The sequence below is a fragment of the Streptomyces sp. NBC_00569 genome, from assembly GCF_036345255.1.
In the GTDB taxonomy this organism is placed as follows: Bacteria; Actinomycetota; Actinomycetes; order Streptomycetales; family Streptomycetaceae; genus Streptomyces.
On sequence record NZ_CP107783.1, the window covers coordinates 8994997 to 9016542 of the forward strand.

19 protein-coding genes are annotated in these 21546 nt (G+C 70.4%); 7 read left to right on the forward strand and 12 right to left on the reverse strand.

The features are described from left to right. The first annotated feature begins 202 nt into the window (after positions 1-202). Positions 203-3037 carry a right-handed parallel beta-helix repeat-containing protein gene (locus tag OHO83_RS40610; RefSeq protein WP_266666681.1) on the forward strand — a complete coding sequence of 945 codons (2835 nt, stop codon included), beginning with the start codon at positions 203-205 and terminating at the stop codon, positions 3035-3037. On the opposite strand, the gene OHO83_RS40615 is transcribed toward OHO83_RS40610, so the two are convergent. Further along, positions 3024-3677 (reverse strand): winged helix-turn-helix domain-containing protein, encoded by a 654-nt coding sequence (locus OHO83_RS40615; RefSeq protein ID WP_266666679.1) that lies wholly within the window; start codon positions 3675-3677, stop codon positions 3024-3026. The genes OHO83_RS40610 and OHO83_RS40615 overlap by 14 nt on opposite strands. Positions 3678-3792: 115 nt before the next feature. Here OHO83_RS40615 and def point away from each other — a divergent pair, with 115 nt between their 5' ends. The 3 genes from def (at position 3793) to OHO83_RS40630 (ending at position 6211) form a co-directional block, all read left to right on the forward strand. Continuing rightward, positions 3793-4455, forward strand: a complete 663-nt coding sequence (def, locus tag OHO83_RS40620; RefSeq protein ID WP_266666677.1) for a peptide deformylase — start codon at positions 3793-3795, stop codon at positions 4453-4455. A 43-nt stretch (positions 4456-4498) separates the two neighbouring features. Then, positions 4499-5311 (forward strand): HEAT repeat domain-containing protein, encoded by an 813-nt coding sequence (locus OHO83_RS40625; protein ID WP_266666675.1) that lies wholly within the window; start codon positions 4499-4501, stop codon positions 5309-5311. Between the two features lie 69 nt (positions 5312-5380). Continuing rightward, positions 5381-6211 (forward strand): SDR family NAD(P)-dependent oxidoreductase, encoded by an 831-nt coding sequence (locus tag OHO83_RS40630; protein WP_266666673.1) that lies wholly within the window; start codon positions 5381-5383, stop codon positions 6209-6211. 68 nt (positions 6212-6279) lie between these two features. On the opposite strand, the gene OHO83_RS40635 is transcribed toward OHO83_RS40630, so the two are convergent. The 3 genes from OHO83_RS40635 to OHO83_RS40645 form a co-directional block, all read right to left on the reverse strand. Continuing rightward, positions 6280-7158: a glycoside hydrolase family 16 protein gene (locus tag OHO83_RS40635; protein ID WP_266666671.1), complete on the reverse strand. Its 879-nt coding sequence runs from the start codon at positions 7156-7158 to the stop codon at positions 6280-6282. A 374-nt stretch (positions 7159-7532) separates the two neighbouring features. Next, complete coding sequence (locus OHO83_RS40640; protein ID WP_266666670.1) at positions 7533-8180, reverse strand: CatB-related O-acetyltransferase; 648 nt, start codon at positions 8178-8180, stop codon at positions 7533-7535. Between the two features lie 48 nt (positions 8181-8228). After that, the gene (locus OHO83_RS40645) at positions 8229-9074 is read right to left on the reverse strand and encodes a peptidoglycan-binding domain-containing protein (RefSeq protein WP_330280619.1); all 846 of its coding nucleotides are present in this window, start codon (positions 9072-9074) and stop codon (positions 8229-8231) included. Positions 9075-9288: 214 nt separating this feature from the next. Here OHO83_RS40645 and OHO83_RS40650 point away from each other — a divergent pair, with 214 nt between their 5' ends. Together OHO83_RS40650 and lpdA are read left to right on the forward strand one after the other, a co-directional pair. Then, positions 9289-11349: a restriction endonuclease gene (locus tag OHO83_RS40650; RefSeq protein WP_266666667.1), complete on the forward strand. Its 2061-nt coding sequence runs from the start codon at positions 9289-9291 to the stop codon at positions 11347-11349. A 164-nt stretch (positions 11350-11513) separates the two neighbouring features. Then, on the forward strand, positions 11514-12923 hold the full coding sequence (gene lpdA, locus OHO83_RS40655; protein ID WP_266666665.1) for a dihydrolipoyl dehydrogenase: 1410 nt from the start codon (positions 11514-11516) through the stop codon (positions 12921-12923). Between the two features lie 69 nt (positions 12924-12992). Here lpdA and OHO83_RS40660 read toward each other — a convergent pair whose 3' ends face one another. The 5 genes from OHO83_RS40660 to OHO83_RS40680 form a co-directional block, all read right to left on the reverse strand. Then, complete coding sequence (locus OHO83_RS40660; protein ID WP_266666663.1) at positions 12993-13412, reverse strand: TOBE domain-containing protein; 420 nt, start codon at positions 13410-13412, stop codon at positions 12993-12995. Positions 13413-13619: 207 nt separating this feature from the next. Then, positions 13620-14711 carry an ABC transporter ATP-binding protein gene (locus OHO83_RS40665; RefSeq protein ID WP_266666661.1) on the reverse strand — a complete coding sequence of 364 codons (1092 nt, stop codon included), beginning with the start codon at positions 14709-14711 and terminating at the stop codon, positions 13620-13622. A 61-nt stretch (positions 14712-14772) separates the two neighbouring features. Then, positions 14773-15654 carry a molybdate ABC transporter permease subunit gene (modB, locus tag OHO83_RS40670; RefSeq protein ID WP_266666659.1) on the reverse strand — a complete coding sequence of 294 codons (882 nt, stop codon included), beginning with the start codon at positions 15652-15654 and terminating at the stop codon, positions 14773-14775. Next, a complete protein-coding gene (gene modA / locus OHO83_RS40675) occupies positions 15651-16478 on the reverse strand; it encodes a molybdate ABC transporter substrate-binding protein (RefSeq protein ID WP_266666657.1) in 828 nt (275 codons plus the stop codon). The genes modB and modA overlap by 4 nt, the downstream gene beginning before the upstream one ends. A gap of 71 nt (positions 16479-16549) precedes the next feature. Continuing rightward, a complete protein-coding gene (locus OHO83_RS40680) occupies positions 16550-16936 on the reverse strand; it encodes a TOBE domain-containing protein (RefSeq protein WP_266666655.1) in 387 nt (128 codons plus the stop codon). A 148-nt stretch (positions 16937-17084) separates the two neighbouring features. Here OHO83_RS40680 and OHO83_RS40685 point away from each other — a divergent pair, with 148 nt between their 5' ends. Beyond that, entirely contained in the window at positions 17085-17555 is a 471-nt protein-coding gene (locus OHO83_RS40685; RefSeq protein ID WP_266666653.1) for a molybdopterin-dependent oxidoreductase, read from the forward strand. Between the two features lie 333 nt (positions 17556-17888). Here OHO83_RS40685 and OHO83_RS40690 read toward each other — a convergent pair whose 3' ends face one another. The 3 genes from OHO83_RS40690 to OHO83_RS40700 all read right to left on the reverse strand — a co-directional run bounded on the left by OHO83_RS40690 (position 17889) and on the right by OHO83_RS40700 (position 21381). Next, the gene (locus OHO83_RS40690; RefSeq protein WP_266666651.1) at positions 17889-18281 is read right to left on the reverse strand and encodes a TOBE domain-containing protein; all 393 of its coding nucleotides are present in this window, start codon (positions 18279-18281) and stop codon (positions 17889-17891) included. A gap of 22 nt (positions 18282-18303) precedes the next feature. Beyond that, complete coding sequence (locus tag OHO83_RS40695) at positions 18304-18759, reverse strand: GNAT family N-acetyltransferase (protein ID WP_266666649.1); 456 nt, start codon at positions 18757-18759, stop codon at positions 18304-18306. A gap of 120 nt (positions 18760-18879) precedes the next feature. Further along, complete coding sequence (locus tag OHO83_RS40700; protein ID WP_266666647.1) at positions 18880-21381, reverse strand: SpoIIE family protein phosphatase; 2502 nt, start codon at positions 21379-21381, stop codon at positions 18880-18882. Between the last annotated feature and the right edge of the window lie 165 nt (positions 21382-21546).

Consider the following 21546-nt stretch of genomic DNA (forward strand, 5'->3'; position numbering starts at 1 on the left):
GTAGTTGATCACCTCTCCCGCCCGGATGCCTTCGACGGCGTATCGGGCAGCCGATGCCTGCAGCATCCCTTGACAGTCATCCGATGAATTTGTAGCTTCCGTGGCCAGACGCTCCTCAATTGAGCCAACTAACCATCAAACGTTGGATGTTCGGTCCGTAGATCGATGGTCAATCCCGACCTGCCCGGCCTCAGGAGTCCCCGTGCGTACCGTCCCAGGTTTCCGCAAGAGCCGAAGATCCCCGCTCCCCGGTCTGCTCGCCGCGGCGGTGGGCGTCACGCTGGGCTTCGGCGCCGCCACCGCGCCCACCGCGTCGGCGGCCGCGGGTGGCGGCAGGACCGTCACCCTTCACGTGGCGCCCACCGGCAACGATCGCGCCAACGGCTCGGCGGCCAGGCCGTTCCGCACGGTGGAGCGTGCCCAGGAAGCCGCCCGCAAGGAGGTGCGCAAGCCCAGGTCACGACCCGTCGACGTCGTGGTGCACGCGGGCACCTACCGCCTGGACCACACCCTGACGTTCGGCCCGGAAGACTCCGGCACGGACCGCGTCCCGGTCCGCTACCTGGCGGCGCCCGGTGAACGCGTCGTCATCAGCGGCGGCCGATCGCTGCGGCCCGAGTGGAAGTCGTACGACGACACCGTCAAGGTCGCCGACATAGGCACGGGTCTCGACTTCGACGGTCTCTTCCTGGACGGGCAACGCCAGGTCCTAGCCCGCTACCCCGACTACGACCCCAAGACCGCCATCCTGGGCGGCTACGCGGCCGACGCCATCTCGGCGCAACGCGCCGCCCGCTGGAAGAACCCCACCACCGCGCTCGTACGAGGCCTGCATCAGGGGGAGTGGGGCGGCAACTCCTACCGGGTCACCGGGCTGAAGGCCGACGGCACTCCGCAACTCGACTGGGTGGGCGACAACAACCGCGGCAGCGGCCTGCACACCACGTACCGCATGGTGGAGAACGTCTTCGAGGAACTGGACGCCCCCGGCGAGTGGTTCTACGACAAAGCGGCCGGCAAGCTCTACCTCTACCCTCCGAAGGGCGCCGATCTCGCCTCGGCGCACATCGAGACCGCCGAACTCGACGAACTCATCAGGGTGCAGGGCGGCGGACCGGACGACGCCGTGCACGATCTGAGCTTCTCCGGATTCACCTTCGCCCGCACCCACCGCACCCTCTTCGACCAGCCGTACGAGAAGCTCCAGCTCGGCGACTGGGCGATCGCGCGCGCCGCGGCGGTCCACCTCAAGAACACCGAGAACGTCGCCGTGCGCGACTCCCTCTTCGACCAGGTCGGAGGCAACGCCCTCTTCGTCGACGGCTACAACCGCGAAGACATCGTCTCCGGAAACGAGTTCAGCCACTCGGGCGCCTCCGACGTCGCCGTGGTGGGCAACCGCGACGCGGTACGCGAGCCGTCCACCTGGGACAGCATGCGCAAGACCATCACGGACACCACACCCGGCCCGAAGTCCGACAACTACCCGCGTGACATCCGCATCAGCGACAACTACATGCACGACAACGGCCAGTTCGAGAAGCAGACCTCAGGCGTGCAGATCTCGATGAGCCGGCGCGTCACCGTCGACGGCAACACGATCCACGACGGCCCCCGCGCCTGCGTCGACATCAACGACGGCACCTGGGGCGGACACGTCATCGAGAACAACGACATCTTCAACTGCGTCAAGGAGACCTCCGACCACGGGCCGATCAACTCCTGGGGCCGCGACCGGTTCTGGCCGCTGACCGCTGACGACGCGACGAAGAAGTCGTACGCGAGACTCGACGCGATGGACACCACCGTCATCCGGCACAACCGGATCCGCCACTCCTCGCACTGGGACATCGACCTCGACGACGGCAGCTCGAACTACCTCATCGAGGACAACCTCCTCCTCAACGGCGGGGTGAAGCTCCGCGAGGGCTTCCACCGGACCGTGCGCAACAACATCTTCGTCAACGGCGGCGCGCACTTCCACGTCTGGTACGCGGACAGCGGCGACACGGTGGAGAAGAACGTCTTCGTCACCGGCACCCCGTACAGCCTGATCCAGGCCGACATGGCGAAGAGCAAGCCGACCGTCGACAACAACCTGTTCTGGAACAACGGCAGGCCGGTCACCGGTGTCACCGACGCGTGGCGCGCCCTCGGCCTCGACACGCACTCGGTGACGGCCGACCCCGAGTTCACCGGAGCCTCGCCCTTCACCGATCCGAAGAAGCTCGACTACACGCTCCAGGCGGACTCCCCGGCCCGGGCCCTCGGCTTCCGTCCCTTCGCGATGGACGGCTTCGGAAAGACCGGCAGCCCCACGCCGCCCCCGCTCGAATGGGTCGACGACACTCCCACCGACACGCTCGACGCGTTCCAGGAGCCGCTGCTCGGGGCGTCCGCGACACGTATCTACTCCGACGCGGTCAAGTCGGCGACGGGTCTCACCGACTACGACGGTCTGCATCTGCCCACCGTCCCCACCACGTCGGAGGCGTACCGGCAGGGCCTGCGCACGAACGACGTCATCCGGGAGATCGACGGCAGGAAGGTGACCGGACGCGACAGCTTCTGGAGCGTCTACAACCGCTCGGCCCCGGGCACCGACGTCCCGCTGACGATCTGGCGCAACCAGGCCTCGACCCAACTCACCCTCCACAAGCCCGAGTCGGGCGAACAGATCAACAACACGTCCGGGGTCGTGTACGCCGGATCGGGCTGGGACTGGAAGAACGCCTCGCGCGGTGGCGCGGGCGGCTGGGCCGACGACGTGCATGCCACACAGAACAAGGGCGACTCCTTCGAGCTCACCTTCAACGGCACGGCGATCGACGTCATCACCCAGATCAACAGCGACGAGGGGCAGGTCGACCTCTACGTGGACGGACAGCCGGCGGGCACGATCGACAACGCGAGCCCCACTCGGCAGCATCAGCAGACCGTGTTCAGCAAGTCGGGCCTCACGCCGGGCGAGCACACGATCAAGGGCGTGATGAAGACGGGCAGCTATCTGATCGTGGACAGCTTCAAGGTCCGCTAGACGCCGTCGGGGGTTCGCTCTGCCGTAGAGCGGGGGCGGCGTCCTCGTCGAGCAGAGGGAACAGCCGCGCGACGGCCGCGACCGCCACGGTGTCCGCCGGGCGCGTCGTGGCCGCGTCATGACGCGCCTGGAAGTCGGTCATCAACTGGCGTATGGACGACGCCAGTTGGCTCACCTCCTCGGGGCTGAGGCGCAGCACGGCACTGAACGACTCGTCGTGACGCCACGCTGCCGGTGCCTGTTCCAGGCGGGCGAGGCGGTGCCGGTAGGTCGCGTCCTCGCGGTTGTGGGCCGGCGCGGTGAACTCCACTGCGCCGGCCTGGTCCGTCAGGTGGTCGGACTCCCAGCGCAACTGCCATGGACGGGCCCGTCCGTCCGTGGGCGGCGCCTCCTCGATGAGGCCGTAGCGCGCGAGCTGGCGCAGATGGAACGAGCAGAGCCCGGAGCTGTGGCCGAGGCGGGCGGCGGCCTCGGTGGAGGTGACCGTGCCGGCCTCGGCGAGCAGGTCGAGGAGCGCGATCCGGACCGGGTGGTCGGGCAGGGGCCGGCGTGCTCCGTGCGGCGGAATCCACGGGCCGGAGCCGGAGCCGGAGTCAAGGCCATGGCCGGCGGGCGCGGTGGGGCGTTCCTTGTCGCTCATTTTGCAAAGAGTGCTACTTTGCAAAGCGGTTGGTCAAGTCGGTCAGGTTTGCCGAGCCGGGCCGGGGGATGCGTTCCCGGTCCTCCTTCGGCCTGCTCAGGAGGCGTCAACACCCATGTCTTTGCGGCTCGATGACGGGACATCACAAGATCTCAGGGTGCGGGTGCAGGGTGTTCCGGTGGACTCGTACCCGGCCCTTCCGCCGGAGGTCGCGCGCGGAACGGTGCGTCGGATCACCGTCGTGGGGGAGGCGATCCTGCACCGCCGCTGCCGCGAGGTGACGCAATTCGGAACCTCTGAACTGGCGCGCCTGATCGACGACATGTTCGCCACGAACGCTGTCGCGGACGGCGCGGCCATCGCCGCCAACCAGGTCGACGTGGATCTCCAGCTGTTCGTGTGGGACATCATGGACGACTGGGGCGTCCGTCATGTCGGTCACATCGCCAACCCCGTACTCGACGAACTGCCCGCCGCGCAGCGCGTCCTGGCCGAGGAATCGGAGGGCTGCCTGTCGGTCCCCGGCCCCTACAAACTCGTACCCCGGCCGGACCACGCAGTCGTCCGTGGCCGCGACCAGGACGGCAGTCCGCTGGTGATCGAGGGCCGGGGCTACTTCGCGCGCTGCCTGCAGCACGAGACGGACCATCTCCACGGCCGCACCTATCTGGACCGGCTCGCCCGGCGCGAACGCAAGGCGGCGCTGAGCGAGATGGAGGAGACGAAGGACAGCGTGTTCGCCCGCCGAGCGGCCCGCGCCACCGAACTGGGCAAGTGACACACCGGCCGGCCTGCGGAGGGCGGAGCCTAGGATCGCGGTCATGGCAATGTTCGTACACCTGACGCCCCAGGCCAACGCGGCGCGCATCAGGCGGGCGGGTATCCGGGCCGCGAGTCGGCACCACGACGGCGGGCGCGGGGTGTTCTGCTTCCCCGTGCTCGCGTCGTACACGCTGACGCACCAGTGGCTGCGGGAGCTGGCACGGCACGGCGCGCCGCGCGGGCTCGTCGCCGTCCAGGTGCGGCTGCCCGACGACGAGCCGGTCACGGTGGGCCGGTACAACCGCGATCCGCTGGCGACGACGGCGAGTGACGCGGTGCGCCGAGTGGCCGCGATGGACGACCCGCGCGGGTGGGAGGTGTTCGTCCCCCGGGCGGTCGCCAAGGGCGAGGTGCGGCGTGTCCGCGCCGTTCGGCAGGTGACCGGCTGGCGCTACTTCCCGAACGCGCACGGCGTCGTGCCGTGCACGTGCGCGGGCTGCCGGGTGCGAGGCGAATACGGGTCCCGGCGGCTGCGTGAACGCAGGCCGCACCCGTACGACGGCCCGCCGCCCCCGGCTCCGGTCCTGCTGCGACGCGTGGAGGCGGCCGGAGATCCGGGCGACGCCACGGCGCTGTGCGAGGCGCTGCGCTGGTTCGGCCTGCGTCGGCGCGGCCCGGTGGAACGGCTCTCCAGGCTCGCCGGCCACCCGGAGCCGGCGGTGCGCGAGGCTCTCGCCGACGCGGTCGCCGGCTGGTCGACGCCCGGGGTCGACGCGCTCCTCGCCCGCCTGGTGTCCGACCCGGACCCCGATGTACGGGAGCTGGCGGCGGCCGTCGTCGAACGGCGGGAGGAGAGACGCGCGCATCGATGAGTGGTGGGGGGAACACCAGGCGTGGCGCGCTCCCCCGACTGTGGCGCCGCGCCGTCCAGGATGGGCGTCATGAACCCACGCATCACCTTGATCACCGGAGCGACCCAGGGCCTGGGCCGTGGCATCGCGCTCGACCTCGCCCCGCGCGGAGACACCCTCCTTCTGCACGGCCGCGACGCGGGGCGGCTCGAAGCGGTCACCGCCGAGGTGCGGGCGGCCGCACCGGACGCCACGGTCCGTACGTACCTCGCCGACCTCTCGGACCTCGACCAGGTGCGGGCCATGGCGGACCGGATCCGCGACGCCGAACCCCGTCTCGACGTGCTGGTCAACAACGCGGTCGCCAGTGGCGGCGCGGAGCCGCTGCGGCGGGAGCTGAGCGCGCAGGGCCACGAACTGCGGTTCGCCGTCAACCACTTGGCCCCGTACGCCCTGATCCGCGGCCTCCTACCCCTGCTCAAGGCCTCCGCACCCGCGCGCATCGTCAATGTCGCGTCCATGGGGCAGGAGCGCATCGACTTCGACGACGTCATGCTGGAGCGGGACTACGAAGGGCTGCGGGCGTACTGCCGCAGCAAACTCGCCCTGATCATGGCGACGTTCGAACTGGGCACGGAACTCGAAGGCACGGGTGTCACGGCCAACGCCCTGCATCCGGCCCATCTCATGGACACGGAGGGCGTGCGCGCGTACGGCTTCACCCCGGTGACGGCAATCGACGAGGGCGTTCGGCCGACGGTGCGGCTGATCACGGACCCGGAACTCGGGTCCACCACAGGCCGGTACTTCGACCGCTTCACGGACGCGCGCGCCCACGAACAGGCCTACGACAAGGAGGCGCGTCGGCGCCTGATGGCTCTGACGGACGAGCTGACGGGGTACGGCTCCGCGGCATCGTGAACCGGACGTCGGTGTCCCGGGGCGACGGGTTCGCAGGACACCGGTCGCCCCGGGACGTCACCCCCTGCTTACTGGGTGGTGACGTGGACGTAGTCGACGACGAGCTGCTGGGGGAAGCTCGTGCTGCCGTCGGGGTCTCCCGGCCAGTAGCCGCCGACCGCGAGGTTGAGGATCAGGAAGAACGGCTTGTTGAACGCCCATTGGTTGCCGCCGACGTCGGCGGGCGTGCGGGTCTGGTAGACGTTCCCGTCGACCGACCACTTGACGGAGTTCGGGGCCCAGTCCACGGCGAACGTGTGGAACCCGTCCGCGAAGGCCTGTCCGCCGGGCAGCGTGTAGGCCGCCCCGATGCCGCCCGAGCCCGAGTATCCGGGGCCGTGCAGCGTGCCGTGGACCGTTCCGGGTTCGAAGCCGACGTTCTCCATGACGTCGATCTCGCCGCTCGCCGGCCAGCCGACGCTGCCGATGTCGTTCCCGAGCATCCAGAACGCGGGCCACATGCCCTGCCCGCGCGGCACCTTCATCCGGGCCTCGACATGACCGTAGGCCTGGGTGAACTTGCCCGAGGTGTTGAGCCGGGCCGAGGTGTACTCGCAACGCCCGTACCAGCACTGGTAGTTGTTCGGGTTCTCCTTGCGGGCCGTGATGACCAGGTTGCCCTGGCCGTCGAGCGCGGCGTTGCTGTTGCCCGCGGTGTAGTACTGCCGTTCATGGTTGTTGACGTTGTCGCCGGTCTCGATCTGCCACTTTCCGCCGTCGACGGCCGAGCCCGCGGCGCCGTTGAAATCATCGGTGAACGTGGCCGCGGCGGCGGCTTTCGCGGGACTGCCGATGGGCGCCGGGGCGGCGGACGCGCCGGTGGGCACCGCCGCCAGGCTCGCGGCACAGCAGGCCAGGGAGGCGGCGTACAGGGAGGCGCGGCGGCGCCAGGATGAGCGCACGGTCATCACATCGCTTCACGTGGGGGGTCGTGTGGGGGGTCGCGTGCATGACAAATCAGCGAACGAAGTATCCGGAAGTGAACGCTGGCGGCGGCCACTTGAGGTACTTCCTTCACTTCTTGATTTAAAGGAGTGCCCATCGTGGCGTCAAGGCATTGGCGTGTACCAAGTGCAAGGAGCGACCCCGCAGGCGCCGTGGCCTGCGGGGTCGCTCGGTGGGCCGACGGCCCGGTTCGGCAGGGAAACGCCGGGCCCTTGCGGTTCCGGTGGGAGCTCCGCACCGGGCTCGGTACGGAACTCCCCGGCCCGTGGACCCAACAACGCCTCAGTGAGGCGCATCTGACGGCGAGAAACCTGTTTGTCCAGGCCTCCGGCCGCGATCACAGCGGCTTCGGGGCCGCGGCCTCCAGAGCGTCGACGGAGCCGGACATGACGGTGCGCACGTGCTCGGTGAGGTGCTCGGCGGGCCAGTCCCACCACGCGAGGGCGAGCAGGCGCTCGACGTCCTCATCGGAGTAGCGGCGGCGGATGAGTTTCGCCGGGTTGCCGCCGACGATCCCGTAGTCGGGCACGTCGTCGACGACCACGGAACCCGAGGCGATGATCGCCCCGTGCCCGATGCGGACACCGGGCATCACCGTGGTGCGGTAGCCGAACCACACGTCGTTCCCGACCACCGTGTCCCCCCGCCCCGGCAGCCCGCTGATGAGATCGAAGTGGTCCGCCCACGAGCCGCCCATGATGGGGAAGGGGAACGTCGACGGGCCGTCCATACGGTGGTTGGCCCCGTTCATGATGAACCGCACGCCCTCGCCCAGCGCACAGAACTTCCCGATGACCAGCTTCTCCGGCCCGTAGTGGTACAGCACATTGCGCGTCTCGAAGGCGGTCGGGTCGTCCGGATCGTCGTAGTACGAGAACTCACCGACCTCGATCAACGGCGACGTCACAAGCGGCTTGAGCAGCACGACCCGCGACTGCCCCGGCATCGGGTGGAGCACGGTCGGATCGGCGGGCACGAACGACATGACGGGTCAACTTCCTCACGTGGTACGGGACGGTGGACCGCCATGCTGTCAGCCGCGCTGGGTCTCCGACTCCAGCGCGGCCCGCGTCTCGGGTCCGTAGACACCGGCGTCCTCGTCGATGGCGCGGGCCACCTGATAGCGGTGGACCGCGTCCGCGACATCGGTCGAGTACGTGCCGTCGGCCGGTCCCGTGTACAAGTTGAGCTGGGTCAGCCGTCGTTGGAGGTCTTTGACCTGACCGCCGTGGCTGCCGGTGGACAGGACTCGGGCGCCGGATCCCGGGTGGGCGGCGGAAGAGGCGGTGGGCGCGGGCGCGGAGGGTGTCGCGGAGGAGGATCTCGTCGAGGTGGACGCGGCTGCGGCCGCCGAGGTGGACGCCGTCCCGGAGGCCGCCGACGACGGGCCGGCGGAGCGGGTCGCGTGCGCGCCGCCGTTCTCGGCGGACGGGGGCGCCGACCGCGACGGGACGGATCCGGACGGCGCGGGTACGGCGGACTCGTCCGCCGCCGACACGGTCCGGCTGGGGGCGCTCCCGGAGCTGAGGGCGCCACTCGCCACGGCGATCATGGCGGCCGCCCCGGCACCCAACGCCGCGGTCCCGACGAGCACCCACCGGCGCGTGGGGCGTGCGGGCCGCCGACGACCACGACCGGTGGTGACGACCTGCTCCGAAATCCGGACCGGCATGCCCTCGACGGCCGGCGCATCCCCGACCGGTGCCTCGAAGAGCCGCAGATCCTCCTGGGCCACCGTCCCGGCGGACTGACCGGGTGGGCTCACCCGCCCGAACACCGGGTTCGCCGACACCGCCGGTGCGGACGTCGCGCAGCCGCACACCGGCTGCCGGCCGGCAGTCGGTTCGGACCCGCACAAGGGGCATCGCTGTGCACTCACGTGAATGGCCCCTCCTCCGGGCGGGCCACAGCATATGCCGATGATCAGGTGAGGTCCGACTCGACTGCTCGCCCGACCGTCACCTGACCGACGGAGCCCGGCTGCCGTCGGCCTTTGACGAGTAGATATGCGAAATGGGTATCGGTCGATACAGTCGTCCCTTTACAACTGGTTGTGGGGACAACCGGAGCGCCTTGGGGAGGGCCTGCAACACATGAGTCGACGCTCCAGTGGCTCGGTCGGCGTCTGGGCCGAGATGCAGCGGCAGCAGCAGCGCCAGCTGGAGGCCGAAGCCAGACGGCAGAGGCAAGAAGCGCAGCAAGCACGTGCCTATCAACGGCGAGCGATCCAGAACCACCGCGAGTACCGGCAGGCGGAGGCCCTGCGCCGCACGGAGGAACTGGACGCTCACGTCACCTCGCTGCAAGGTCTTCTCGCCTCGGGTTGCCAGGCTCCGCCTTTCAGAGCGCCCTCTCTCATGCGCCCTGAGGATGTCCAGCCCTTCGCTCCGGGCCCCCTGGCGCGGCCCGTGCCCATGCCGGACTTCCGTCACTACCAGACACAGGGCGGTTGGACCGCCGCTCGGCGGGTCCAGGCGCAGGCCGAGGCTCGGGCGCATTTCGAGAGGGACTGGCACTCGGCCCAGGCGGCGGAGGCTCAACGGCAGCAGCAGCTGGCGTCGTACCAGCGGGAGTACCAGCAGTGGGCCGATGCCCAGCTGGCCGATGTCCGCCGGCACAACGCGGGCATCCAGGAACTGACCGCGGCAGTCAGGCGCCGCGAACCCGACTCCGTGGTCGAGTACTTCTCCGCGGCTCTCTACGCCTCGACCGCATGGCCGGAGGGTTTCCCGCGTCAGGTGGCAGCCGCGTACGACTCCGCGGCCGGTCAGTTGGTGCTGGACTGGGAACTGCCCGCCTACACCGTCGTCCCCGAGGTCAAGTCCGTTCGGTACATGTCCGGGGTGGACCAGGACAAGGAGACGGCACGCCCGGCAGGTCAACGTCGGTCGCTGTACCGGGAAGTTCTCGCGCAGTGCATGCTGCTCGTCCTGCACGAACTCTTCGCCGCGGACGAGACGGGCACGCTCGAGGGGGTGGCCTTGAACGGGTTCGTGGACGGGCACGACCCCACGACGGGCCGACCGGGCCACATCTACCTGGCGACCGTCATGACATCGAGAGCGACGTTCCGCGACCTGTACCTGGCGCAGGTGGACGCCGGCAGCTGTCTGTCCGACGCGTTACGCGGGCAGCTCTCCGCCCGCCCCGATCAGCTCACGCCGGTACGGCCCGGCCGCCGGCCGCAGGAGGTCGGAAACCGCGTCGTCACCCATGGCAGCGACGAGGAACCCGACCTGTACGACATGGATCCGATCGCCTTCGAGGATCTCGTCGCCGAGCTCTTCCGCGCCATGGGGATGCAGGCGGTCACCACCCAGCGCTCGAACGACGGCGGGGTGGACGTCGACGCTCTGGATCCGACGCCGATCCGGGGCGGCAAAATCGTCGTGCAGGTGAAGCGCTACCGCAACACGGTGCCGCCCACCGCCGTCCGAGACCTGTACGGAACCGTGCAGGACGCCGGCGCCAACAAGGGTGTCCTCGTGACGACATCAGGGTTCGGCCCGGGCTCGCACACCTTCGCCAACGGCAAGCCGCTGGAACTGATCTCCGGTGCCGAACTCGTCGATCTGCTGCATCGGCACGGGCTGCAAGGGCGTCTGGGCGAGGGAGCCCGCCGCCCGGCAGCGCAGCCGACTCCGACGGTGCCGGACTTTCGGCTGCCCGACGACTACAACATCCTGGGCATGTCGTGGACCGGAGACGTCGCCCTGGACGTGTGTGCTCTCGTCTGCCGTGGCGGCAGCATCCTCAGTGACGATCACTTCGTCTTCTACAACAACCCGCACACAGCGGACGGATCCGTACGCGTTCTGCCTCCGACCGCACCGGACAAGGCCGCCATCTGCGTCTCCTTCGACGAGTTGCCGGACGAAGCCGACCGGTTCGTGCTCGTGGCCGCGATCGACCCGGAGGTGAACCCGGACGCCGACCTCACCGGCTTCACGGACGCCTCCATCCGCCTGCTCGACCCGAGGCTGGCCGACCTGGGACGGCTCGAGGTCTCCGACGGCCGCCCGGGCGAAACCGCCTTGGTGCTGGGTTCCTTCCGCCGCAGACCGAACGGGGACTGGGAATTCGTCCTGGGCGGCAAGGGCTACGCGGGGGGCCTGGAGCAGCTCGTTCAGGACTTCGGCATCGAGGTGGAGTAGCTGAAGCACGGCTCGGGCCGGGGGCCGAGCCGCGCCCCAGGGCGTGACGGCGCCCGGACCCGGGAGGCGCTGGCGTTGCGTATCTGCGTGGGTCTCGGTCGCGGACGTACCGTCGTGCACGTCAGGGCCAGACTCACGTCTCACCGAAACGGCAGGAACGCTCCATGAGTACCACGCACTACGACGTCGTCGTCCTGGGTGCCGGGCCCGGTGGCTACACCGCGGCCGTGCGCGCCACCCAGCTGGGCCTTCGTACCGCGGTCGTCGAGGGGAAGTACTGGGGTGGTGTCTGCCTGAACGTGGGCTGTATCCCGTCCAAGGCGCTCCTGCGCAACGCCGAACTCGCGCACATCTTCACGCAGCAGGCCTCGACCTTCGGCATCCACGTCGACGGACAGGTCAGCTTCGACTACGGCGAGGCCTACCGGCGCAGCCGCAAGGTCGCCGACGGCCGCGTCGCCGGCGTGCACTACCTGATGAAGAAGAACAACATCACGGAGTACGACGGCCGCGGCACGTTCACCGACGACCGCACGCTCCGCATCGACCTGACGGCCGGCGGCACCGAGACCGTCACCTTCGGGAACTGCATCATCGCGACCGGCGCCACCACCCGCCTCCTGCCGGGCACCGCCCTCAGCGAACGCGTGGTCACCTACGAGGAGCAGATCCTCTCCGAGACACTCCCCGAGTCCATCGTCATCGCGGGCGCCGGAGCGATCGGCGTCGAGTTCGCGTACGTCCTGCACAACTATGGCGTCAAGGTGACCGTCGTCGAGTTCCTGGACCGCATGGTGCCGACCGAGGACGCCGACGTGTCCAAGGAACTCTCCCGCCAGTACCGCAAGTTGGGCGTCGAGGTGCACACCGGGACCCGGGTGGAATCCATCGACGACAGCGATCCCTCGGCCAAGGTGCGCGTCACCGTCTCCAAGGACGGGCAGCAGCGCGTGATCGAGGCCGACAAGGTCCTCCAGGCGATCGGCTTCGCGCCTCGCACCACCGGATACGGGCTCGAGAACACCGGCGTACGGCTCACCGAGCGCGGCGCGATCGACGTGGACGGACGCGGCCGCACGAACGTGCCCCACCTGTACGCGATCGGTGACGTCACCGCGAAACTGATGCTGGCGCACGCGGCGGAGGCCATGGCCGTGATCGCCGCCGAGACGATCGGCGGCGCGGAGACCATGGAGGTCGACTTCACGATGATCCCGCGCGCCACCTACTGCCAGCCGCAGATCGCCAGCTTCGGGTGGACCGAGGCGCAGGCCCGCGAGCTCGGGTTCGACGTGAAGGTGGCGAAGTTCCCGTTCTCCGCGAACGGAAAGGCCCACGGCCTCGGTGAGCCGACGGGCTTCGTCAAGGTCGTCAGCGACAACCGGTACGGCGAACTGCTGGGCGCCCACCTCATCGGCCCCGAAGTCACCGAACTGCTACCGGAGTTGACTTTGGCTCAGCAGTGGGACCTGACCGTCCACGAGGTGGCCCGCAACGTGCACGCCCACCCGACGCTCGGCGAGGCCGTGAAGGAGGCGATCCACGGGCTGGCCGGACACATGATCAACATGTGACGGTCGTCCGGGTGGCGCCTCCTCCGGCAGCCACGCCTCCTCGGTCAGGTACCGATCGACGCCCGGCCGTCACGCGGTCGCGAGGGAGACCTCGGTCGACTTGATCAGGGCCACGACGGAGGTGCCGGGGGCCAGGGCCAGGTCGGTGACGGCGTCCTTGGTGATGGCGGACGTCAGTTCGCCACCCGGGACGCTGACCTTGACGGAGGCCATGGCGCCGCCCGTGGCGATGTCGTCGACCGTTCCGGCGAGCTGGTTGCGGATGGACAGCCCCTCGACCGTGCCGGTGGCGAGGGAGACCTCCGTGGACTTGACCAGGGCGCGCACGGCGGAGCCCTCGGCGAGGCCGAGTTCCTTGACGGCATCCAGGGTGATCGCCGCGGTGATGTCCTGGCCGCCGTCGAGGCGGACCTTGACCGTCGCCATGGCTTCACCCGCGGTGATGCCCGTAACGCTGCCGGGAAGCTGATTGCGGATGCTCAGGCTCATGCGGAACGCCTCACAGGAAAGGTATGGAATGTCAGACTTTGGGCCTGCATAGGCCTCACCGTAGCCGGGCTGGACGTGGCTGGTGTGAGGCGCGTCGCATCTGCGAGGTGAAGGGGAATGGGTGCCTGGCAGGCCGGAGTCGCCAAGTGTGCTGCGGGATGCCGGGGTGCGGCTTGTCGCGGGATCCAGGGGCGCAGGGGTGGGGCGTCAGGCGGGGTACGCGTGCGTCTGTGTCGCCTTGACCGTGGCCCAGACCGGCGCGCCCGGGTGCAGGTTCAGCTCCGCGGCGGCGACCGTCGTGAGGTCGGCGGCGAGCGTGAGTTCACCCGTGAGGTCCGCGCGGATCTGATCCCCGTGCGTCTCGAGCCCGGCGACCTGACACCGCCACAGATTCCGGGCGCTGGCGCCGGTGGGCCGGTCCCGGTAGAGGGTCACGGCGCTCGGCGGGAACGCCACGAAGGCGGGTCCCGACAGTTCCTCGCTGGTCGCGATGTCCGGCCCGGAGCCGACCCGCACCACATGCCCGTCGGCCTGCCCCTTGTAGAGGTTGAGGCCGACCAGCTGGGCGATGTAGTCCGTACGCGGACGACGGGCGATGTCGGCCGGGGCGCCCTCCTGGACGACGCGGCCGTGCTCGATGACGACGAGCCGGTCGGCGAGCACCATCGCGTCCAGCGGGTCGTGGGTGACCAGTACGGCGACGGCCTCGAAGTCGGCCAGATGGCGCCGGAGTTGGGCGCGTACATCGAGGCGGGTGCGCGCGTCGAGCGCGGCGAGCGGCTCGTCGAGGAGCAGCAGCCGGGGACGGGTCGCCAGGGCGCGGGCCACGGCGACGCGCTGCGCCTGGCCCCCGGACAGCCGGCGGGGCTTGGCGCCGTGGTGGTCGGCGAGACCCATGCGGTCCAGCCACTTCGCGGCCTGCTCGCGCGCTTCGGCCTTGGACACTCCGTGGCAGCGCGGACCGAAGGCGACGTTGTCCAGGGCGCTCAGATGGGGGAAGAGAAGGTAGTCCTGGAAGACCACGCCGACCGGCCGGGACTCGGGTGCCGTGCGGTCCAACGCGGCACCGTCCAGATTCAGATGACCGCCCGTCAGCGGTGTCAGCCCGGCCAGGGCGCGCAGGGCCGTGGTCTTGCCGGCGCCGTTCGGACCGAGCAGCGCGACCACGTCCCCGGGGGCGGCGCGCAGCGCGACGTCGAGGCGGAACGTGCCCCGGTCGACGACGAGGTGGGCGTCCAGGCCGTCGGCGCGGATGCCGTCGGCGGGGACGCCGCCGAAGACGGGGTCGATGTGCGTCATGAGGCGGTCATCCGGTGGTCGGACGGTCCGGCGAGGACCGTGTGGGGGAGGGCGGGGCCGGTCATGACGCCGTCATCCAGCGGTCCCGCAGCCCTGCGAGGACCGCGATCGACACGGCCAGCAGCACCAGGCTCAGGGCGATCGCGGCGGCCGGGTCGTTCTGGAGTGCCAGGTACACGGCCAGCGGCATGGTCTGCGTACGGCCGGGGAAGTTGCCCGCGAACGTGATGGTCGCGCCGAACTCGCCGAGCGCGCGCGCCCAGGCAAGCACGGCACCCGCGGCGATACCCGGCATGATCAGCGGCAGCGTCACCCTGCGGAACGCCGTGAAGCGGGAGGCGCCCAGCGTCGTGGCGGCCTCCTCGAACCGCGGATCGGCGGCCCGCAGCGTGCCCTCCACGCTGATGACGAGGAACGGCATGGCCACGAACGACTCCGCGACCACGACCCCCGCCGTGGTGAACGGCAGCGTGATCCCGAACCACGAGTCCAGCAACTGCCCGACGACGCCGTTGCGTCCGAGGGCCAGCAGCAGGGCCACGCCGCCCACCACCGGGGGCAGCACGAGCGGCAGTGTCACCAGCGCCCGGACGAAGCCGCGCCCGGGGAATTCCGTGCGCGCGAGCAGCCAGGCCAGCGGGACCCCCAGGACCAGGCTCACCGCCGTGGCCGCCGTCGCGCAGATCAGCGACAGCTGGAGGGCCTGCCAGACCTCCGGACTGGTCAGCTGCTCCGGCAGGCTGCGCCAAGGGGCCCGTACGAGCAGGGCGATCAGGGGCAGCAGCAGGAACGCGAGGCCGACGAGGGCGGGCACCAGAAGCGGCAGAGGCACCCCGCGGCCCCGGGCGCCCGGCCGGGCACGCCGACGCCGCGGCCCGGCCCCACGGGTGTCGCCACCCGTGAGGACCTCGGCCGCGGCGCCGGACTTGTCGAGATCGGTCACGGCTTGAGGAACCCGGCCGCCGTCAGGACCTTCTGGCCCTCGGCGGACTGCACGAGCGCGATGAACTCCTTCGCCGCCGCGGCGTTCGGTGCGTCCTTCAGGAGAGCGATCGGGTAGTCGTTGATGGCGTTCGCGGACTCGGGGAACTCGACGCCGTCCACCTTGCCGCCCGCGGCCTTCACATCGGTCTTGTAGACGACGGCGGCGTCGGCCTCCTTCAACTCCACCTTCGTCAGGGCGCTCTTGACGTCCTGCTCGTACGAGGCCGGGGTGAGCTTCAGCTTGCTGGCGTCCAGCGCCTTCTGCGCGGCGGCACCGCACGGCACCGTCTTGTCGCAGAGCACGACCTTGAGGCCGGACTTGGTGAGGTCCTTGAGGGAGGCGACCTTGTCGGGGTTGCCCGGCAGGGTCGCGATCTCCAGCTGGTTGCGCACGAACGTGGACGGGGCGGTGGCCGCGTCCTTCTTGTCCGTCACGATCGCCATCGTCTTGGGGCTGGCGGCGGCGAACACGTCGGCCGGCGCGCCACCGGTGATGCTCGCGGCGAGGGTGTCACTGCCGCCGAAGCTGAACGTCACCTTCGTACCTGGGTGGGCCTTCTCGAAGTCCTTGCCCAGGGTCGTGAAGCTCTCCTTGAGCGAGGCCGCCGCGAAGACGGTCACCGTCCCCGTGACCTTCTTGGCGGAGTCCTTGGACGCCGAGGAGGAGTCCTTCTTGGACGACGAGTCCGAGCCGGAGGAGCAGGCGCTCAGCGCCAGCAGCGCGGCGACGCCTACGCCGGTCACCTGCAGGGTCCGGCGGGTCCGGCGCGTGCAACGGGTCATCACGGGGTTACTCCCTAAGGCTCACTTGAGAAGAATCGGGCTGATTCTCCGCGAAGCGTCCGGCGGACACTTCAAGGACTTTCGACGACCACGTTGGTCGATTTGATCACGGCGACCGCAGGCACACCGGGTTCCAGCGCCATCTCCTCGGCCGACTCCCGGCTGACCATGGCCACGACCCGGAAGGGCCCGGCCTGGATCTCCACCTGCGCCGACACATCCCCGAGGACCACCTCGGTGACGATGCCGGAAAGGCGGTTGCGCGCCGAGGATCCGTTGTTCGTCCGCTCGGTGCGGTGCAGCTGTCGGGCGAAGGACGCCAGGTCCGCCCCGGGGATGATCCGGCGGCCCAGCTCGTCACGCTCGGCATGCAGCCTCCCGCCGTCGACCCAGCGCCGAAGGGTGTCGGCGCTGACGCCCATCAAGGCGGCCGCCTCCCCGATCCGGTAGGTGCGCATGCACGGATCATACTGCCGCAGATGCGAGGCGGAAGTCTCTTGTTGCATCGCATGAGCTGGATCATGTGCAGACAGGGGTAGGCATGTGCGTTTGTATGAGAGTGCTGCGGCCGAGGCCCGGGTACGGTCATTCGGGAGGTGGTAGTCCGTGCGTCAATCCCTTACGGCCGCCGATCCGGTGGCAGAGCTCGCCCTGACCGGCGATGTCGCGCGCCCGGCCCGGCTGACGGTGCCCGATCTGCTCGACTGGCCCCAGCACACGGCGCGGGTCAGCTTCGAGTGCGCCACCAGCGGCGTCCAGGAGCACAGCTTCGCGGGCCCGCTGCTGCACGACGTCTTGCATGACGCCGGGCCCGGCTTCGACCCCGCCCGCCGCAAGGACCGGCTGCGGTTCCTGATCGCGGTGACCGGAGCGGACGGCCATCACGCCCTGCTGTCCTGGGCGGAGATCGACCCGGACTTCGGGCAGGCCCCCGTCCTGCTCGCCGTCACCATCGACGACTCGCCTCTCGACCGGGCCGGACCCCAGCTCGTCCTGCCCCAGGACCGCTGCGGGGCGCGGCACATCAGCGGCATCAACGCGATCCGCGTGGACGGCCGTTACGCGCCGTGGGCCTGACGCGGCGGGAGCACCACCGGCGCGCCGGACCCCCGACCGCCCACGTCATCTCGCACACGTGGCTGCACATGTCCGGCGTACCGGACGGGACGCGGGTGGTGCCGTCGGACGGGCCGGGGCACGGACCGCGGGTCGGCCCGGTACGCGCAGCCCGGGCCGGCGGACCACCCCTGGCGGCGAGGCCACATCACGGCATGACCCCGCACATCTCCGGGTCCTCGCTGTCCGCGCAGGACCGATGCGGCGAGTACCCGGGAAATCCTTGAGGCGCGGTCCAACTCCACGGAGCCCAAAGACTCCTGAGGCTGACGCGACGGCCGCCGCCCGCAGACGTCAGGTGCGGTCGATGTGCACGTTCGTCGACTTCACGCGGGCGGTGGCCTCCGCGCCCACCTCGAGTCCCAGCTCCTCCACGGCCTCACGCGTCAGCAGCGACACCAGCCGGTGAGGGCCCGCCTGGATCTCCACCTGGGCCGCCACGTCACCCAGCTTCACGGCGGTGACGATGCCCGGGAAGGCGTTGCGCGCGGAGGTGTACGAGATGTCCTCCTCGCCGCCGGTCCTGGCTACCTCGACCGAGAGGGCGGCCAGGTCCCTGCCGTCGATGAGCCGCCGCCCACCCGCGTCACGATGGGTGGCCACTCTGCCCGCATCGGCCCATCGGCGTGCGGTGTCCGGGCTCACGCCGAGAAGCCGGGCGGCCTGGCCGATCGTGTAGGACTGCATACGCGCCAAGATAGACGAATACTCAGGTGAGCCCGTCCTCGGCGAGTCGCATCGTGAACCAGAGGGCGGGGTCCTCCGGCAGCACATATCGCTCCACTTCCACGAATCCGTGCTTCTCCGCGAACCGCACCCCGGCCACGTTGGACGCCAGGATCACCGTCTCGATGACGGCGGCGTCCAGCGTTCGCGCGTGCTCAAGACCGTGCCGGTAGAGCATGGCGCCGAAGCCCTGCCGGCGGTGGTCGGGGAGCACGCGGGCGATCACCGTGGCCGTGGCGGTGTCGTCCGTCGGCGGGCGCACCGTCGTGCAGCCCACGAGGGTGTCGCCGAGGTAGGCGACTTCCAGATGGTTGCGCCCCACCCGCTCGCGCACGTCGTCGAGGGACAGCGGGTCGGCCGGGATGATCAGGTTGTGGACGTGGCGCCAGTCCTCGATCAGGGCGTCGCCCTGCACCTTCTCAATGCGGAGATCAGTCATCGCAGCAGAAAATCGTGCGCGTCGCCGCACGTCAACTGCATAACTGCGCCCCGCAGTCGGTGCCCGGGCGATCTCTTCGACGGCGGGCGGGTCCCGGCCGTGCGCCGGCGCGGCGCTGCTTCAGCGTGTCGTCTGCGGGGCCGGAACGTCGGTCCCGGAGGCCGGTTCGTCCGTCTGCTCGGTGAGGGACTGCTCGGCCCAGATGACTTTCCCGTCGAGGGTGTAGCGCGCTCCCCAGCGCTGGGAGAACTGGGAGACGAGAAACAGGCCGCGCCCGCCCTCGTCGGTGGTGCGGGGGTGGCGCAGATGCGGAGCGCTGGCGCCCGCGTCGGACACCTCGCAGATCAGCGCCCGCTCGACGATCAGACGCAGGCGGATCGGCCCGGCGGCGTAGCGGATCGCGTTGGTGACGAGTTCGCTGACGACGAGTTCCGTGGTGTAGGCGAGCTCGTCGAGCCCCCACTCGGCCAGCTGCCGCGTGACCTTCCTGCGCGCCTCGGCGACGACCGCCGGGTCGCTCTCCAGGTCCCACGAGGCGACCTGCCCGGCGCCCAGGCGGTGGGTGCGGGCCATCAGCAGGGCCACGTCGTCGTTCGGGCGCGCGGGCACCAGTGCGTCGACGACGGCCACGCACAGGCCGTCGAGGGAGGGGTCGCGCAGCTCCAGGACACCGCGCAGGCGCTCCCTGCCCGCGTCGAGTTCGGGGTCGCGGCCGGGTTCCCGTGGGTCGACGGCGAGCAGTCCGTCGGTGTGCAGGGCGAGCACGGACCCCTCGGCGAGGAAGAACTCGGCCGCCTCGAAGGGCAGACCACCCGTGCCGAGTGCCGGCCCGACCGGGAGGTCGGGGAAGGAGACCGTGCCGTCGGGCGTGACGAGCGCGGGCGGGGGATGCGCGGAGCTCGCCATGGCGCACTGGCCGCTGACCGGGTCGTACACCACGTACAGGCAACTGGAGCCGACGGCCTGGATCGCGCTGCGGGCGTCGTCCTCGCGCGCGCCCCTGCTGACCAGGTCGTCGAGGTGGGCCAGGACCTCCTCCGGCGGCAGGTCCAGATCGGCGAGCGTCTGGACCGCGGTGCGCAGGCGTCCCATGGCGGCGGCGCCGTCGATGCCGTGGCCGGGGACGTCGCCCACGACGAGGGCGACCCTGGCGCCGGACAGGGGGATGACATCGAACCAGTCGCCGCCGAGGCCCGTCAGCTCGTCCGCGGGCCGGTAGCAGGCGGTGACGTCCACCGCGTTCTGCTCGGGCAGGTGGCTCGGCAGCAGACTCCGCTGCAGCACCAGCGCGGCGTCGCGTTCGCGTGTGTAGCGGCGGGCGTTGTCGACGCAGATCGCGGCCCGGGAGACGAACTCCTCCGCGAGCGCCAGATCCTCCGCGTCGAACGGGTCGGGGCGGTCGCGCCGGAAGAAGCTGGTGACGCCCATCGTGATGCCGCGCGAGCGGATCGGCACGATCATCATCGAGTGCAGCCCGAGCTCGACGAGGGAGGCCGCCGGGCGGCCGAGGTCGGCGACGGTCCAGTCCTCGTCCTGGGGATCCACATGCTCCGCGTACCAGGACAGGCCGCTGGTCAGGACGCGGACGGGGGGTGATTCCGGGCGGTAGCGGACCGCCTCCCCGATGCGGACGCGGGTCTCGGGAAGGCCGTCCCGCACCGACCGGTGGCCCGCGCGCCGCAGCGTGACCATCTCCGAGTCGCTCGGCGGCCCCGCCGTCGGCTCGGCCCCTTCGAGCACCGACTCCAGCAGATCCACGGCGACGAAGTCCGCGAGGCCCGGCACCGCCACGTCTGCCAGTTCCTGCGCGGTCCGTACGACGTCCAGGCTCCGGCCGATGTGCTCACCGGCCCGGTCCAGGAGGGCGAGCCGCTGCCGGGCCAGATAGCGGTCGGTGATGTCCATCGCCGTGTAGTAAACGCCCAGGGGGTTCCCGTTGTCGTCGTTGAGCCGTGTGAACGACATGGCGTGGCAGCACTGGCGGTGCGGCGCGGACTGCACGCGGCCCACCTGCTCGTAGCCCGCGATAGGTACCCCCGTCTCGAGGACCTGCCGCATCTTCGCCTCGAGCCGCTGGGAGTCGAGCCCGGGCTGGATGTCCGCCAGCCTGCGGCCGATACGGTCCTGCGCCGGACCGCCGCCGAACTGCGCCAGCGCGTCGTTCGACCACACGTACCTCAGGTCCGTGTCCACGATGGCGATGCCCAGGGGGGAACGCGTGGCCATCTGCTCCAGGACGGAACGGCTCATCTCCCATCCGGGCGCCCCCGCCAGGGCCGCGACGAGCGCGATCCAGCGCTCGGACCCCGGGCCGAGCTGCGCCTCGGCGACGCGCACCATCAGGGGGACCGGGTGCCCGTCACGGTGTTTTGCCGTGAGGATCCCGGACCAGCCCCCGTCCGCCCTGCAGCGCTCGCTGAGCGCGGGAATCCGGGCCGCGTCCTGGGGCAGCAGCAGCTCCGCCACCTTCCGGCCCGTGACCTCGGCGGCCGCGTACCCCAGCAGCCGCTCGCTCCCGTCGGACCAGCCGGACACCACGCCGTGCGTGTCGAGCAGCACCGGCGCGGCGTCCGCCACGTCGAAGCGCTGCTCTGCGGCATCGCTCTGCTCGCTCGTCGCCACGGCATCCCGCTCCGTCCTGAGAGTGGTTTCCCTCTCCGGTCCATTCTTCACCTCGTGTGACGATGACGGCAGATGTTGCCCGCCTGCGCGCCCCCGCGCCGGGAAAATGAGGGGCGCCCGCCGAAGTTCCCTGCGAGGATGACCGCCCGTCGTGCCCGCTCCGGA

Coding starts and splice junctions, on each gene's coding strand:
- OHO83_RS40615 (WP_266666679.1), bottom strand. CDS start 3,677: ATGAGCGACAAGGAACGCCCCACCGCGCCCGCCGGCCATGGCCTTGAC.
- def (WP_266666677.1), top strand. CDS start 3,793: ATGTCTTTGCGGCTCGATGACGGGACATCACAAGATCTCAGGGTGCGG.
- OHO83_RS40625 (WP_266666675.1), top strand. CDS start 4,499: ATGGCAATGTTCGTACACCTGACGCCCCAGGCCAACGCGGCGCGCATC.
- OHO83_RS40630 (WP_266666673.1), top strand. CDS start 5,381: ATGAACCCACGCATCACCTTGATCACCGGAGCGACCCAGGGCCTGGGC.
- OHO83_RS40635 (WP_266666671.1), bottom strand. CDS start 7,158: ATGACCGTGCGCTCATCCTGGCGCCGCCGCGCCTCCCTGTACGCCGCC.
- OHO83_RS40640 (WP_266666670.1), bottom strand. CDS start 8,180: ATGTCGTTCGTGCCCGCCGATCCGACCGTGCTCCACCCGATGCCGGGG.
- OHO83_RS40650 (WP_266666667.1), top strand. CDS start 9,289: ATGAGTCGACGCTCCAGTGGCTCGGTCGGCGTCTGGGCCGAGATGCAG.
- lpdA (WP_266666665.1), top strand. CDS start 11,514: ATGAGTACCACGCACTACGACGTCGTCGTCCTGGGTGCCGGGCCCGGT.
- OHO83_RS40660 (WP_266666663.1), bottom strand. CDS start 13,412: ATGAGCCTGAGCATCCGCAATCAGCTTCCCGGCAGCGTTACGGGCATC.
- OHO83_RS40665 (WP_266666661.1), bottom strand. CDS start 14,711: ATGACGCACATCGACCCCGTCTTCGGCGGCGTCCCCGCCGACGGCATC.
- modA (WP_266666657.1), bottom strand. CDS start 16,478: ATGACCCGTTGCACGCGCCGGACCCGCCGGACCCTGCAGGTGACCGGC.
- OHO83_RS40680 (WP_266666655.1), bottom strand. CDS start 16,936: ATGCGCACCTACCGGATCGGGGAGGCGGCCGCCTTGATGGGCGTCAGC.
- OHO83_RS40690 (WP_266666651.1), bottom strand. CDS start 18,281: ATGCAGTCCTACACGATCGGCCAGGCCGCCCGGCTTCTCGGCGTGAGC.
- OHO83_RS40695 (WP_266666649.1), bottom strand. CDS start 18,759: ATGACTGATCTCCGCATTGAGAAGGTGCAGGGCGACGCCCTGATCGAG.